The sequence below is a fragment of the Blautia hydrogenotrophica DSM 10507 genome (genome assembly GCF_034356035.1).
Lineage (GTDB): Bacteria > Bacillota > Clostridia > Lachnospirales > Lachnospiraceae > Blautia_A > Blautia_A hydrogenotrophica.
The window spans coordinates 2,205,161-2,219,654 of record NZ_CP136423.1 but is presented as its reverse complement, the minus strand read 5'-3'; the positions used below and the strand labels follow the sequence as shown (position 1 = coordinate 2,219,654).

General features: G+C 47.0%; 14 protein-coding genes. All 14 read left to right on the top strand.

The genetic code is table 11. The features are described 5' to 3' along the window. The first annotated feature begins 48 nt into the window (after positions 1-48). The 14 genes from acpP (at position 49) to spoIIIAA (ending at position 14,478) form a co-directional block, all read left to right on the top strand. A complete protein-coding gene (gene acpP / locus BLHYD_RS10375) occupies positions 49-282 on the top strand; it encodes an acyl carrier protein (RefSeq protein WP_005948702.1) in 234 nt (77 codons plus the stop codon). 137 nt (positions 283-419) lie between these two features. Beyond that, positions 420-1,337, top strand: coding sequence for an ACP S-malonyltransferase (fabD, locus tag BLHYD_RS10370; RefSeq protein ID WP_021845627.1), 918 nt, complete (start codon positions 420-422; stop codon positions 1,335-1,337). Between the two features lie 4 nt (positions 1,338-1,341). Then, positions 1,342-2,082, top strand: a complete 741-nt coding sequence (gene fabG, locus BLHYD_RS10365; RefSeq protein WP_005948704.1) for a 3-oxoacyl-[acyl-carrier-protein] reductase — start codon at positions 1,342-1,344, stop codon at positions 2,080-2,082. 10 nt (positions 2,083-2,092) lie between these two features. After that, positions 2,093-3,328, top strand: a complete 1,236-nt coding sequence (fabF, locus tag BLHYD_RS10360; RefSeq protein ID WP_005948705.1) for a beta-ketoacyl-ACP synthase II — start codon at positions 2,093-2,095, stop codon at positions 3,326-3,328. A gap of 17 nt (positions 3,329-3,345) precedes the next feature. Continuing rightward, complete coding sequence (gene accB / locus BLHYD_RS10355; protein ID WP_005948706.1) at positions 3,346-3,792, top strand: acetyl-CoA carboxylase biotin carboxyl carrier protein; 447 nt, start codon at positions 3,346-3,348, stop codon at positions 3,790-3,792. A gap of 13 nt (positions 3,793-3,805) precedes the next feature. After that, positions 3,806-4,234 (top strand): 3-hydroxyacyl-ACP dehydratase FabZ, encoded by a 429-nt coding sequence (fabZ, locus tag BLHYD_RS10350; protein ID WP_005948708.1) that lies wholly within the window; start codon positions 3,806-3,808, stop codon positions 4,232-4,234. Positions 4,235-4,244: 10 nt separating this feature from the next. Continuing rightward, positions 4,245-5,588, top strand: a complete 1,344-nt coding sequence (locus BLHYD_RS10345; RefSeq protein ID WP_005948709.1) for an acetyl-CoA carboxylase biotin carboxylase subunit — start codon at positions 4,245-4,247, stop codon at positions 5,586-5,588. Positions 5,589-5,599: 11 nt separating this feature from the next. Then, positions 5,600-7,306 carry an acetyl-CoA carboxylase carboxyl transferase subunit gene (locus tag BLHYD_RS10340; RefSeq protein ID WP_005948710.1) on the top strand — a complete coding sequence of 569 codons (1,707 nt, stop codon included), beginning with the start codon at positions 5,600-5,602 and terminating at the stop codon, positions 7,304-7,306. Continuing rightward, positions 7,306-8,364, top strand: a complete 1,059-nt coding sequence (locus BLHYD_RS10335; RefSeq protein ID WP_005948712.1) for an NAD(P)H-dependent flavin oxidoreductase — start codon at positions 7,306-7,308, stop codon at positions 8,362-8,364. Before BLHYD_RS10340 ends, BLHYD_RS10335 begins: the two co-directional genes overlap by 1 nt. A gap of 289 nt (positions 8,365-8,653) precedes the next feature. Then, positions 8,654-9,388 (top strand): SIR2 family NAD-dependent protein deacylase, encoded by a 735-nt coding sequence (locus tag BLHYD_RS10330; protein WP_005948713.1) that lies wholly within the window; start codon positions 8,654-8,656, stop codon positions 9,386-9,388. A gap of 51 nt (positions 9,389-9,439) precedes the next feature. Then, entirely contained in the window at positions 9,440-10,894 is a 1,455-nt protein-coding gene (gene gltX / locus BLHYD_RS10325) for a glutamate--tRNA ligase (RefSeq protein WP_021845632.1), read from the top strand. Next, complete coding sequence (locus tag BLHYD_RS10320) at positions 10,891-12,717, top strand: ATP-dependent helicase (RefSeq protein WP_005948716.1); 1,827 nt, start codon at positions 10,891-10,893, stop codon at positions 12,715-12,717. Before gltX ends, BLHYD_RS10320 begins: the two co-directional genes overlap by 4 nt. Then, a complete protein-coding gene (locus BLHYD_RS10315; RefSeq protein WP_005948718.1) occupies positions 12,718-13,269 on the top strand; it encodes a 4'-phosphopantetheinyl transferase family protein in 552 nt (183 codons plus the stop codon). It begins immediately after the preceding gene. A 273-nt stretch (positions 13,270-13,542) separates the two neighbouring features. After that, positions 13,543-14,478 (top strand): stage III sporulation protein AA, encoded by a 936-nt coding sequence (gene spoIIIAA / locus BLHYD_RS10310; protein ID WP_005948722.1) that lies wholly within the window; start codon positions 13,543-13,545, stop codon positions 14,476-14,478. Positions 14,479-14,494 lie beyond the last annotated feature (16 nt).

The window sequence follows — 14,494 nt, the reverse complement described above, 5'->3', positions numbered from 1 at the left end:
ATAATTGCTGAAATGCAGATGATTGATGAGAAAAAGGAGATATGAAAAATGTTAGAGAACATGAAGGAAATCATTGCTGAACAATTGAACTGTGATGCTGATTCTATTACTTTGGAGACAAATTTTAAAGATGATCTGGGAGCAGATTCTTTGGATTTGTTTGAATTGGTAATGAGCTTGGAGGACAAGTATTCTGTGGAGATTCCTGCGGAGGAGTTGACAGATCTGACAACGGTTGGAGCAGTAATTGATTATTTGAAAAATAAAGGTGTGGAAGAGTAATCCACACCTTTCTCCTTAAATGTCTGAGTATATGAGGGGCGAGGCAGCCCTGTCCGCCGTGGGGCGGACAAAATTTTTTTCGACATATATTTTGCATATCAAACTATTTTGTGATTATGATAAAAAAAGGTGGAAATATGAGTAGAGTTGCTTTTATCTTTCCTGGCCAGGGTGCACAGTATGTGGGGATGGGCCAGGATTTTTATGAAAAAATACCAGTTTGTAAAAGAGTGATAGATCTTGCGGGCCAGGTGGCGAAATTGGATTTACCTGCTCTTTGTTTTGAGCAAAACGACAAGATCAATATTACAGAATATACACAGATCGCAATGCTTGGTGTATCCGTGGCAATTTTGGAAGCCTTAAAAGAACAGGGAATGTCTTCCTGTGTCAATGCGGGATTGAGTCTGGGCGAGTATGGAGCTTTGGTGGCTTCTGGGGCGATGTCTATGGAGGATGCTTTTGCAGTGGTGCGCAAAAGGGGAATTTACATGCAGGAAGCAGTTCCCACAGGCGGTGCTATGGCTGCGGTTTTGGGCTGCGAAGCAAAGATGATCGAAAAGATCTGCCAGGAGACAGAAGGAATTGTCTCAGTGGCAAACTATAACTGTCCGGGGCAGATTGTGATTACTGGGGAGACAAAGGCAGTTAGCATGGCGGGAGAGGCATTGAAAGAAGCAGGGGCCAGAAGAGTACTTCCGCTGAAGGTAAGTGGTCCTTTTCATTCTAAGATGCTGACAGGGGCAGGTGAGCAGCTGAAAAAGGTGCTGGAACCTGTAAAAATTATGAATTTTGATATTCCTTATGTGACGAATGTCACCGCGGAGTATGTGACAGACCCATCATTAGTGAAATCTCTGTTGGTGCAGCAGGTGTCTTCTTCTGTTCTTTGGCAACAGAGTGTAGAGAGAATGATTTCTGAAGGGGTAGACACGTTTATTGAGATCGGTCCTGGAAAGACACTGACCGGATTTATGAGAAAGATCAATCGGAATGTAAAAGCCGTAAATGTAGAAAAGTTGGAAGACTTGGAGAAAGTGGTAAAAGGAGTATAAGAAAATGTTAGAAAATAAAGTAGCATTGGTAACAGGAGCCAGCAGTGGAATTGGAAGAGAGATCGCGAGAACGCTGGCAAAGGAGGGTGCTTTTGTTATCATCAATTACAATGGTTCCCAGGCAGGAGCAGAAGAGGCAAAAGGGATTATCGAGAGTGAAGGTGGAAAGGCCGCGGTTTATCAGTGCAATGTGAGTGATTTTGACGCCTGTGAAGCCATGATGAAGGATTTAGTAAAAGAATATGGACATATTGATATTCTGGTGAACAATGCGGGAATCACAAGGGATAACTTGATTATGAAGATGAAGGAAGAAGATTTTGACGCGGTTTTGAATATCAATCTGAAGGGAACCTTCAATACGATTCGCCATCTGTCTCGTCAGATGCTGAAACAAAGAAGCGGAAAGATTATTAACATTTCCTCTGTCTCTGGAATTTTGGGGAACGCAGGACAGGCCAATTATGCGGCGTCGAAGGCTGGGGTGATCGGTTTGACCAAGACGATGGCAAGAGAGCTGGCTAGCCGTGGAATTACAGTGAATGCGGTGGCCCCTGGTTTTGTGGACACAAAGATGACGCAAGTTCTTTCGGAGGATGTAAAGAAAGCTGCCTGTGGGCAGATTCCCCTGGGACGTTTTGGGAAAACTTCTGATATCGCCAATGTGGTGGCATTTCTGGCATCAGAAAAGGCAGATTACATTACTGGGCAGGTCATCAGTGTGGATGGCGGAATGAATATGTAGGAGGAGTAAGATGAGAAGAGTAGTTGTGACAGGGATGGGAGCGATCACTCCCATCGGTCTGAATGTAGAGGAGTTCTGGAACGGTGTGAAGGAGGGCAGAACTGGTTTTGGGGAAGTGACCCATTTTGACACCACGGAATTTAAAGTGCATCTGGCAGCGGAGGTCAAAGGTTTTCAGGGAAAAGACTACATGGATTTTAAGGCTGCGAGAAGAATGGAACTGTTTTGTCAGTATGCAGTGGCAGCCGCGAAGGAAGCGATGGAAGACTCAGGGCTGGATATGGACAAAGAGGATTCCTTCCGTGTGGGCTGTTCCATCGGTTCAGGGATTGGAAGCCTTCAGGTAATAGAACGGGAATATAAGAAAATGATGGAGAAAGGACCGAACCGTGTCAATCCTCTGATGGTTCCGCTAATGATTTCCAATATGGCGGCCGGCAACGTGTCCATTCAGCTAGGGCTGAGAGGAAAAAACATTAATGTTGTGACGGCTTGTGCAACAGGAACCAATAGCATTGGTGAAGCTTTCCGAAGTATTCAGTGCGAGGATGCCGATGTGATGGTAGCAGGCGGTACAGAAGCGGCGATCACACCAGTCGGATTGGGTGGCTTCGCGGCGTTGACTGCACTTTCTACTTCCACAGATCCGCAAAGATGCTCGATTCCATTTGACAAAGAAAGAGACGGTTTTGTGATGGGTGAGGGAGCAGGTGTGGTAATTCTTGAAGAATTGGAACACGCGAAGAAAAGAGGGGCAAATATTTTGGCGGAGGTTGTGGGCTACGGTACCACGGCGGATGCTTACCATATCACTTCACCTATCGAAGATGGCTCCGGAGCGGCAAAGGCTATGGAGCTTGCGATGAAAGAGGCGGGGGTACCTCTGGAGGTTTTGACTTACATCAATGCCCACGGTACCAGTACCCACCACAATGATCTCTTTGAGACCAGAGCCATCAAAACTCTGTTCGGGGAACATGCGAAAGATATCCGCGTCAACTCTACGAAATCCATGGTCGGCCATCTATTGGGTGCTGCCGGAGCGGTAGAGTTTATTACCTGTGTGAAGACGATTCAAGAAGGATGGATTCACAAGACAGTAGGATATCAGGTGCCGGACGAAGAGTGTGATCTGAATTATGTGACCGAAGCTGCGATTCAGGAAGATGTGGAGTATGCACTGAGTAATTCTCTGGGATTCGGCGGACACAATGCCAGCATTCTGTTGAAAAAATATCACGGATAAATTGTGAGGTGGACAAGATGGATTATGATAAAATCAAAGAGCTGATTGAGGCCGTGAGTAAGTCAAATTTGACTCGTTTCGAGGTGGAAGAGGGTGGACTGAAAATTTCCATGCGCACAGACAAAGACAGTAAGAATATTGTCGTGGCTGCATCGCAAACGGCGGCAGCTACTGTGGCAGAACCCATGGTACAAACGGCGGCTGTGCCACAGGTAGAAGAGACGGCCGGTAGCATGGTGGTGAAATCTCCTCTGGTGGGAACCTTCTACTGTGCGCCTAACGTGGACGCAAAGCCATATGTCCAGGTGGGCGACGTGGTGAAAAAAGGCCAGGTTCTGGGGATTGTAGAGGCCATGAAGCTGATGAATGAGATTGAGTCCGAATTTGAGGGTGAGATCAAGGAGATTTTAGTGGAAAACGAGCAGATGGTGGAGTATGGACAGCCGCTGTTTGTAATTGGATAGAGGAGGCCAAACGATGAAGCTGACGACGAAAGAGATTATGGAGATTATTCCTCACAGACAGCCTTTTTTGCTGATTGATACCGTGGAAGAGCTGGAACCAGGCGTCCGAGCAGTGGCAAAAAAATGTGTGTCTTATAATGAACCGTTTTTTGCAGGACACTTTCCCCAGGAGCCGGTGATGCCAGGAGTGCTGATTATAGAGGCACTGGCTCAGGCTGGTTGTGTGGCGATGCTGTGCAAGCCGGAGAACAAAGGAAAAATCGGATATTTCGGCGGAATTAATTCTGCGAAGTTTAAGAATAAAGTAGTGCCGGGAGATGTACTAACCCTGGAAGTGGAGATCATCAAGCAGAAAGGGCCCATCGGAATCGGTAAGGCAAAGGCGGTAAAGCAGGACGGAAAAGTTGCTGCAATGGCGGAGCTGACCTTTGCCATCGGATAGGAGTAGCGAGATGTTTGGAAAGATATTGATTGCCAATCGAGGAGAGATCGCCGTCCGTATCATCCGTGCGTGCAGAGAGCTGGGAATTCAAACCGTCGCTGTCTACTCGGAGGCTGACAGAGACGCTTTGCACACACAGCTGGCAGATGAGGCGATCTGTATCGGGCCGGCGGCCCCAAAGGACAGTTATTTGAATATGGAGAGGATTTTAAGTGCCACTATCGCCTCCAAGGCCCAGGCAATTCATCCGGGCTTTGGTTTTCTCTCGGAAAACAGTAAGTTTGTGGAGATGTGTCAGCAGTGCAATGTGACCTTTATCGGTCCGTCTGCGGAACTGATTCAGAAGATGGGGAATAAGTCGGAAGCGAAAAACACGATGCGAAAGGCAGGTGTTCCCGTGGTTCCTGGCACCAAAGAGCCGGTGTATGACCCTGAAAGCGCATTGGAGGCGGCCAGAGAAATCGGCTTTCCGGTGATGATAAAAGCTTCTTCCGGCGGAGGCGGCAAAGGGATGCGAATCGCTGAGAGCGAAGCAGAATTTCTGGAGCATTTTCAGATGGCTCAGCAGGAATCAGTCAATGCTTTTGGGGATAACACCATGTACTTGGAGCGGTATGTGAGAAAGCCGCGCCACGTGGAAGTACAGATTATGGCCGATAAGTTTGGAAATGTGGTGCATTTAGGAGAGAGAGACTGTTCGATTCAAAGACGGCATCAGAAGATGATCGAGGAGTCTCCCTGTGTGGCTCTGACAGAGGAGCTTCGCCAAAAGATGGGACAGACTGCGGTACGGGCGGCAAAGGCAGTGGGCTATGAGAATGCTGGAACGATAGAGTTTCTGTTGGATGAATCGGGGGAGTTTTTCTTTATGGAGATGAACACACGGATTCAAGTGGAGCATCCTGTGTCGGAGCTTGTCTCTGGCGTGGATTTGGTAAAGGAGCAGATTCAAGTGGCCGCAGGGCTGCCTCTTTCTGTGAGCCAATCCCAGATAGAACTTCGAGGTCATGCGATTGAGTGTAGAATCAATGCGGAGGACCCGGGACGCAATTTTATGCCCTGTCCGGGGACGATTGAGTATTTACATTTGCCAGGTGGAAATGGAGTGCGGATGGATACTGCGGTGTATAATGGCTATCATATTCCGCCAAACTATGATTCTATGATTGTCAAGGTAATTGTCCACGACAAAGACCGGCCCAGCGCAATCCGAAAGATGCAAAGCGTGCTCGGAGAGCTGGTCATTGACGGCTTGAAGACGAACATTGATTTTCAGTATGAGATTTTAAGCGAGCCTGATTTTCAAGCGGGAAAGATTACGACGGATTTTATCCCGGAACATTTCGGTGAATAAGGAGTGATACCATGCCTGATTTGAAAAAATTTTTTAAAAAGACCAGCGTCTCACAGCCGGTGGAGCAGACGCCTGAAGTGCCTAAGGGACTTTGGGTAAAGTGTCCGAAGTGCTCGGAGATGGTCTATAAGGAGGATGTGGTTGAAAATCACTATGTCTGTCCCAAATGCGGAGGTTATTTCCGTATCAAGGCAAAGACAAGGATGAAGATGGTTTTGGACCCGCATTCCTTCGAGGAGTGGTTTACGGGAATTGAAAACACGAATCCGTTGGATTACCCGGAATATCCACAGAAGGTGAAGGCGCTTCAGGAAAAAACGCGGCTAGATGAGGCCGTGCGCATCGGACTAGGGACCGTGGATGGGCAGCCTGTGGTAATCGGTGCCTGTGACGCCAGGTTTCTCATGGCTAGCATGGGCTATGTGGTGGGAGAGAAGATCACCCGGGCCTTCGAGGAGGCGACAGTCAGAAGACTGCCGGTAGTGCTTTTCTGCTGTTCTGGTGGTGCGAGGATGCAGGAGGGAATGGTCTCTTTGATGCAGATGGCAAAAACTTCCGCGGCGATTAAGGCTCACTCAAAGGCAGGACTGTTTTATCTTCCGATTTTGACAGACCCTACCACGGGAGGAGTCACCGCAAGCTTTGCGATGCTAGGAGATGTGATACTTGCGGAGCCGGATGCTCTGATCGGGTTCGCAGGGCCTCGTGTGATTCAGCAGACCATTGGGCAGAAGCTGCCGGAAGGGTTTCAGAAATCGGAGTTTTTGCTGGAGCATGGAATGATTGACGCAATTGTGACCAGAGACCAGTTAAAAGCGACGGTTTCCAACCTTATTCGTCTTCATTCCAAAAAGCCGGATTATGCTTCTTTCCCTCAGGAGTGGCCGGGAAGAAAGCAGTTTCACGAAAAAAAGAAGGGGCATAAGGCCAGCGCTTCTATGAGTGCGTGGGAGCGGGTTCAGACCGCGAGAAGTCCCAAAAGACCGGTGGCCTTGGACTATATTTCGCTGCTGTTTGGGGACTTCATGGAGCTTCACGGAGACAGGGCCTTTCGAGATGACGGAGCGGTAATAGGTGGAGTCGCCTACCTGGATGGACAGCCTGTAACTGTGATTGGAATTCAGAAAGGTAGAAGCACCAAGGATAATCTGATTAGAAACTTTGGAATGCCATCTCCGGAAGGATACCGAAAAGCACTGAGACTGATGAAGCAGGCGGAGAAATTTGGACGCCCAATTATCACATTTATTGATACGCCAGGTGCTTTCTGCGGCATTGAGGCTGAAGAGAGAGGTCAGGGGGAGGCGATAGCCAGGAACCTGATGGAGATGTCTGATTTGACGGTGCCGATTCTCTCGATTGTCATTGGAGAAGGAGGAAGCGGCGGGGCTCTCGCCCTGGGTGTGGGTAACGAGGTGTGGATGATGGAGAATTCTACCTACACGATTCTCTCGCCGGAAGGCTTTGCATCTATTCTCTGGAAAGACAGTAAGAAGGCCGACGAGGCAGCTGAGGTGATGAAGGTGACAGCGGCTGAGTTGAAAGAACTGGGAATCATTGAGAGAGTGATTCCAGAAGAGTCCCCAGCTTGTGCAGACAATTTAGAAGAGATCGGGGAATATTTGAAGATTCAGATTAAGCGATTCCTGCGCAGACAGGCTGGAAAGACGAAAGAGCAGTTTGCGATGGAACGGTATGAGAGATTTAGGAGAATGTAATGAAAAATCGTAAGCCATTGGTGATCGGAAATTTGACAGCTAGGATTCCTGTGATACAAGGCGGAATGGGTGTGGGAATCAGCCTGTCCAGCTTAGCTGGGAGCGTGGCGGCCTGTGGAGGCGTCGGTGTGATTTCCACAGCTCAGATCGGCTGGAGAGAAGCTGATTTTTGTAAGAATCCTCTGGAGGCTAATTTTCGGGCTATGAAAAAGGAAATCTTGAAGGCCCGCCAGATTTCGGAGGGAAAAGGAATACTGGGAGTGAACATCATGGTTGCCACCCAGCATTATAAGGAGTATGTGAAGGAGGCAGTGAAAAACGGGGTCGATTTGATTATCTCAGGAGCCGGGCTTCCTGTGGATTTGCCCGGATTGGTTCAGGGCAGCAAAACGAAGATCGCTCCGATTATCTCCTCCCTGAAATCGGCGAAGGTGCTCTGCAAAATGTGGGATCGAAAGTACCAGACAGCCCCTGATTTGGTGGTAATTGAAGGACCAAAAGCGGGAGGACATTTGGGATTTTCGAGAGAAGAGCTAGAGACAATAGATGAGCTGGGATATGATGAAGTGATTCGCTCTGTCGTAAAATTGGTGAGGGAATATGCGGATAAGTACAAAAAAAAGATACCTGTAGCAGTGGCGGGCGGGATTTTCAAGTCGGAAGATTTAGACCATGCCCTGGAATTGGGAGCGGATGGAGTTCAGCTTGGCACCCGCTTTGTGACCACAAAAGAGTGTGATGCATCCATGGAGTACAAACAGAGTTATCTGGATGCAAGACAGGAGGACGTGTGTATCGTACAAAGCCCAGTAGGAATGCCGGGCAGAGCAATTCAAAATGAGTTTGTACAGAGGGTACAAAGAGAAAAATTGCCGATTCGAAGATGTCATCACTGTATTGTGACTTGCAGTCCAAAAGAAATTCCGTATTGCATCACAGATGCCTTGGTGAATGCTGTGGAGGGAAATACCAAGGAAGGCCTGTTGTTTTGTGGGGCAAATGTGTGGCGCTGTGACAGAATCGAGACTGTGGCTGAGATTATGGAAGAGTTTCAATGAGAGAGCATTTATGTGATAGGAAAGGGCTTTCGCGCATTAGCGTGATAAGGCCTTTTCTGTTACATGAAAAAGCTGTCCGGCAGGGCGGCTTTTTGTGTTAAAATGATTAGACATATAGTTTCAGCATTTTGATATTGCATGGAAAAAACAGGAATTGTATAATAGATAAAAGGAGGTCATGGGTCATTGGATAGTCTTTGAAAGGAATGTCCGAAGACTTTGCAGAGTAGAGATCGACTAGAAGAAAGCCAGAGTTACCTCATTTTTTACATGCTCAGGAGGGATAATTATGATGGAGGAGAGATTAATTTTACTGAAGAAGATGCTGTTGGAAAGTGACTATCTGGTAATCCTGAAAGGAATTGGCGTCAGCATGGAGTGTGGCTGCACCAGTTATCGAAGATCAAAGTACGCATATGAAATCGAAGAAAAATACGGACGGTCTCCAGAGGAGATTTTCAGTGCCGGATTCTATAATACGAGGGTGAGAGAGTTCTTTGAATTTTATAAAAACGATCTGATCAGCAGTTTGGGTGAGATCAATGACGGCCTTAAAACCTTAAAGAAGCTGGAAGATATGGGAGTATTGAAAATGATAATCACCCGGGACATTTTTTCTCTGGCTCACAGAGCAGGCTGTAAAAATGTCATTGAGCTTCATGGAAGCGTATACCACAATGAGTGTCCGCATTGCAGAAGAAAATATCCTCTGGAATACATTCGGGATTCTAAAGGAGTGCCAAGGTGTGAGAACTGTGGAACGACCATTCGTCCGCAGATTGTATTGGCCGGGGAGATGGTGAACAATGCTCTGTCCACGAAAGCGGCGGATGAGGTGAGTAAGGCAGACACGCTTTTGCTGTTGGGATGTGATATGAGCTCTGTTTTGGCGGAATCTTTTCTGCGCTATTTTACAGGCAAGAGAGTTATTTTAATTCATAACAGGGAACATTATGCAGACTCCAAAGCAGATCTTGTGATTCATGGAAAATCTATGGACATATTGGCACAGCTTGCGCTATAATGTTATGTCGAGTAAAATTGAATGAAAATAAATAACAGGGAGACAAAGAAAATGAGTAAGATCAGAACAAGATTTGCCCCCAGTCCTACAGGCAAAATGCATGTGGGAAATTTGAGGACAGCATTGTATGCATATTTGATTGCGAAGCATGAAGGCGGAGATTTTATCCTGAGAATTGAGGACACCGACCAGGAGAGACTTATGGAAGGGGCCTTGGACATTATCTACCGTACTCTGGAGAAGACGGGGCTGGTCCACGATGAGGGACCGGATAAGGATGGAGGCTTTGGTCCCTATGTTCAGAGTGAGAGAAACGCCTCTGGACTTTATTTGAAATATGCGCAGCAGCTTGTGGAACAAGGAGACGCTTATTATTGCTTCTGCGATAAAGAGACTCTCGAGTCCATGAGACGGGAAGTGGCAGGCAAAGAGATTGCCATCTATGACAAGCGATGCCTGAAGCTGACCAAAGAAGAGGTAGAGGCGAAGCTGGCAGCAGGGGAACCCCATGTGATTCGTTTTAATATGCCTACGGAGGGAACGACGACTTTTCACGATGTGATTTATGGAGACATCACAGTAAACAATGAAGAACTGGAAGATCTGATTTTGATCAAGACAGACGGGTATCCTACTTATAATTTTGCCAATGTCATCGATGACCATCTGATGGGGATTACCCATGTGGTGAGAGGAAATGAGTACCTCTCTTCAGCACCGAAATATAACCGTATCTATGAGGCTTTTGGTTGGGAGATTCCTACGTATGTCCACTGTCCGTTAATTACCAATGAGGAACATCAAAAGTTGTCTAAGCGTTCTGGACATTCATCCTATGAGGATTTGATTGAACAGGGATTTTTAACAGAGGCCGTGGTGAATTTCGTGGCGCTGCTGGGCTGGAGTCCTTCTGACAACAGGGAAATTTTTTCGCTGAAAGAACTGGTGGAGGCGTTTGACTATCACCATATCAGCAAATCTCCGGCAGTCTTTGATATGGTAAAGATGAAGTGGATGAACGGTGAGTACATCAAAGCCATGGAGCCGGAAGAATTCTATCAAAAGGCGCTTCCTTATATGAAAGAGACGTTGAAAAGAGACTATGATTTTCGAAAGATAGCGGCGATGGTCCAGACTAGAATTGAGACCTTTGCAGAGATACCGGAAATGGTTGCTTTCTTTGAGGAAGTTCCTGAGTATGACAATTCTATGTACAGGCATAAAAAGATGAAGACTACAGAGGAGACCTCTTGTCAGGTTCTCAGGGAAGTACTTCCCATCTTAGAGAAGCAGGAGGACTTCGGAAATGATGCTCTGTTTGAGACTCTGAGCGAGTACATGAAGGAGAAAGAGTACAAGACCAATTTTGTGATGTGGCCGATTCGGACAGCCGTATCCGGCAAGCAGATGACTCCGGCTGGGGCCACCGGCATTATGGAGATCATCGGCAAAGAGGAAAGTCTGGGACGTATTCGTGCGGCTATAGAAAAACTGAGTGAATCATGAAAAAAAATCCATCTCAATTAAGGGCAATCGCCCACCTGTCAGGGCCTATGATGGTCCTGGCAGGCCCCGGTTCGGGGAAAACCTCCGTCATTGTTGAGAGAACTTCATATATGATACACCATCATCAGGTTCCAGAAACTGGAATATTGGTGGTTACTTTTTCAAAAGCGGCAGCCAGGGAGATGAAAGAACGGTTTTTAAGGCTGGAAAACCGCTCCGGCAGCGGTGTGACTTTCGGAACTTTTCACGGGGTCTTTTACGGCATTTTAAAGTGTGCCTACGGTCTGGATGCCAGGAATATTCTGAGCGAGGAACAAAAGAAACAATTTCTGGGGGAGCTGGTGGAACAGTACGGCGAAGAACTGCGCCAGGAAGGAGAATTTCTGGAAGAACTGGGGCGGGAAATCAGCATGGTAAAAGGAAACCGGGTGGAATTGGAGTATTACTATTCCAAGAACTGCCCAGATGAGATTTTTCGGAAGATCTACCTGGGATATCAAAAGAAATGCCGTGCCCTCCGACTGCTGGATTTTGACGATATGCTCTTGAACACCTGGGAACTTCTGCGGGAGAGAACAGATATCCGAAGGGCCTGGCAGGAGAGGTTTCCCTATATATTGGTAGACGAATTTCAGGATATCAATCCAGTTCAGTACGATGTGATACGACTTTTGGCGGAACCCAGAAAAAACTTGTTCATCGTGGGAGACGATGACCAGTCCATCTACCATTTTCGGGGTGCGCGTCCCCAGATTATGATGAACTTTGAGAAGGATTATCCTGGAACTCAAAAGGTGCTGCTCAATGTGAATTATCGGTGTACGGAAGAAATTTTGAACAGTGCGATGAGAATGATTAAACACAACAAAAACCGTTTTCCTAAGAAATTGTCTACTCCCAATGAAAAAGGCTGTCCAGTCCAAATCTGCCAGTTAGAGCAGCCAAGACAGCAAAGCCTGTTTGTGCTAAAAGATCTCCAAAAATTTGTGGAGGCAGGAGGAAGCTTAGAGGACGCGGCAGTGCTGTTTCGGACGAATTTAGAGGCGGAGAACATGGTGAATGTCTTGATGGAATTTCATCTGCCTTTTACGATGAAAGAAAGACTGCCGGACCTCTATGAACATTGGATTTGCCGTAATTTGCTGGATTATATGGAGATGGCACAAGGGGATATGAGCAGGAAGAGGTTCTTGGCAGTGATGAATCGGCCGAACCGGTACATATCCAGGGAGGCAGTGTATGAAAAGAGGGTGTCCTTGGAAAGCCTGCGAATGTATTATGAAGAAAAAGAGTGGATGTGTGACAGAATTGATCTGCTGGAAGAACAGTTAAAGCTGCTTAGGCAGATGAAGCCTTACGCGGCAGTCAATTTTATTCGGCATGGGATAGGATATGAAGAATACTTGCGGGATTATGCCGCATATCGTAAAATAAAGTCAGAAGAATTGTTTGAACTCTTAGACCGGATTCAGGAGAGCACAAAAGGGATGGACAGTCTAGAACAGTGGAAAGAACACATGGAAGACTATGGAAATAAGCTGAAAGAACAGGCGGCTAGGCAGAGTCAGAAAAGTGAGGGAGTTACAATTTCCACTTTGCACAGCGTCAAAGGATTGGAGTATGAGAGGGTATACATATTGAATGTAAACGAGGGAAGCATCCCTTATAAAAAGGCTGTTTTGGAAGAGCAGTTGGAGGAAGAACGCCGGCTGTTCTATGTGGGAATGACTCGGGCAAGGAAAAAACTGTTTTTGTGCTATGTCACTCATCAGTTTGAAAAAGAGAGGGAGAGATCTCGATTCTTGGAGGAGGTAGAAAATTAGATGAAGGCAATGATTTTTTACACTGTGATGCCGCCGGAATACGAAAAAAAGATGGAGCATATGGTAGGAGAACAACTTCTAAGAGAGGCTCTGAGAGAAGAGTATGGGATACGCTTAGAATATGAGGCTAGGAGTGTGGGAGAGCACGGTAAGCCTTTTATCAGCAGCAGGCCCGAGATACACTATAATATCAGCCATTCAGGGAAATATGTGGTCTGTGTTGTGGCACCTCAGGAGGTGGGAATCGACATTCAGATTCACAGTGCAGCTTCGAACATCAAGAGAATCTTAGAACGTACAGTACCGGCAGACTTAGCACGTCAGATTTTAGATTCTCCGAATACAGAGAAAGCCTTTTATACGCAGTGGGTTTTGAGAGAGGCGTATGTGAAATGGACAGGGGAAGGCTTGTCGAAAGATTTGAGAAAGATCAATTTGGAGGAAGGCTGGTATGAGCTGTTACAGATTGACTCCGGGTACAGCATGGCCGTCTATGGAGCGAAACCCATGGAGATTGGGTGGAGGCAAAAGGATATTCGGATTCAAAAATGACCTTTCCTATGCGGAGTATGACTAAATCATGGAAGCTCCTTCTGTTCATGTGCATGGAATCTAAAAGAAAATTTCATACGTGTGGATGTGCTCTTGACAGTTTGAAATTGTCAAGAGCGTTTTTTATGTCGTAATTAGGATTGCTTTGGCAAAGACGTACAGGATTGTGCTGTGATGACATGTTTTAAAGTTTGTCCTCATATATTGAAGTATGTACTTCCGAAGTGCCAATCGGAAATTCGGAAGCACATAGAGGGAAAGGAGGGTGAGTAGTTGGAACAAGAGCAGGTCGTGACTTTCTTTTCGGAGGGGATTCGCCACGTTTTGCAGGCTGCCTGTCTGAACTTTGGAAATATCTATGAGATTCGCCTTAGAGTTTCTCAGCCGTTGCTGCTATCGTCTCAGGAGGGAGAGATTTTTCTGGATGACAAGGGTAGACGGACTAGGGACTTAAAGCGCGCATTTCGAGTGACGGCGGAGGAACTCTCAGAGACCTTAGAGATTATCAGCGAGTATTCACTCTACGCTTACGAAGAGGAACTGCGGCAGGGATTTCTTACTGTCCCGGGAGGACACCGTGTTGGGGTTGCGGGCAGGACGGTGCTGTCTGGCAAGAGGGTGGACGGCATGAGGGACATCTCTTGTCTGAATCTGCGGTTGGCTCATGAGAAGAAGGGCTGTGCAGATTCGGTATTTTCTTGGGTATATGGAAAAGAAGTGGCTCATACTCTGATTATTTCTCCTCCCCGCTGCGGCAAGACTACCTTGCTGCGGGATTTGATCCGCCAGATTTCCAATGGAACTTCTTCCTGTCCAGGACGGACGGTAGGGGTGGTGGATGAGCGCTCAGAAATTGCGGGCTGTTATCAGGGCATTGCACAAAACGATGTGGGAATCCGCACGGATGTGCTGGACGGCTGCCCGAAAGCCGAAGGTATGATGATGCTGATCCGCTCCATGGCGCCACAGGTGGTGGCGGTAGATGAATTGGGCGACTATGAGGATATTCATGCCATTGAATCCGTGGTGCACTGTGGCTGTAAATTGCTAGCAACGGTCCATGGGAATTCTCTGGAGGATCTCAGGCGTAAGCCTTTGTTTCAAAGATTAATGGAAGAGAGGGTGTTTGAGAGATACCTTTTGTTGGGATATGAGAAAAGAGCAGGAGTGATTCGAGGTATTTATGACGCCGATGGACAGCCTCTGTGAGAAGAAGACCGCAAAA

Bases quoted from the DNA above. Each gene is read 5' to 3' on its own strand.
- fabF (WP_005948705.1), top strand. From the start codon at position 2,093: ATGAGAAGAGTAGTTGTGACAGGGATGGGAGCGATCACTCCCATCGGT.
- BLHYD_RS10340 (WP_005948710.1), top strand. From the start codon at position 5,600: ATGCCTGATTTGAAAAAATTTTTTAAAAAGACCAGCGTCTCACAGCCG.
- fabG (WP_005948704.1), top strand. From the start codon at position 1,342: ATGTTAGAAAATAAAGTAGCATTGGTAACAGGAGCCAGCAGTGGAATT.
- BLHYD_RS10335 (WP_005948712.1), top strand. From the start codon at position 7,306: ATGAAAAATCGTAAGCCATTGGTGATCGGAAATTTGACAGCTAGGATT.
- gltX (WP_021845632.1), top strand. From the start codon at position 9,440: ATGAGTAAGATCAGAACAAGATTTGCCCCCAGTCCTACAGGCAAAATG.
- fabD (WP_021845627.1), top strand. From the start codon at position 420: ATGAGTAGAGTTGCTTTTATCTTTCCTGGCCAGGGTGCACAGTATGTG.
- BLHYD_RS10330 (WP_005948713.1), top strand. From the start codon at position 8,654: ATGATGGAGGAGAGATTAATTTTACTGAAGAAGATGCTGTTGGAAAGT.
- accB (WP_005948706.1), top strand. From the start codon at position 3,346: ATGGATTATGATAAAATCAAAGAGCTGATTGAGGCCGTGAGTAAGTCA.
- fabZ (WP_005948708.1), top strand. From the start codon at position 3,806: ATGAAGCTGACGACGAAAGAGATTATGGAGATTATTCCTCACAGACAG.
- BLHYD_RS10315 (WP_005948718.1), top strand. From the start codon at position 12,718: ATGAAGGCAATGATTTTTTACACTGTGATGCCGCCGGAATACGAAAAA.
- acpP (WP_005948702.1), top strand. From the start codon at position 49: ATGTTAGAGAACATGAAGGAAATCATTGCTGAACAATTGAACTGTGAT.
- BLHYD_RS10345 (WP_005948709.1), top strand. From the start codon at position 4,245: ATGTTTGGAAAGATATTGATTGCCAATCGAGGAGAGATCGCCGTCCGT.
- BLHYD_RS10320 (WP_005948716.1), top strand. From the start codon at position 10,891: ATGAAAAAAAATCCATCTCAATTAAGGGCAATCGCCCACCTGTCAGGG.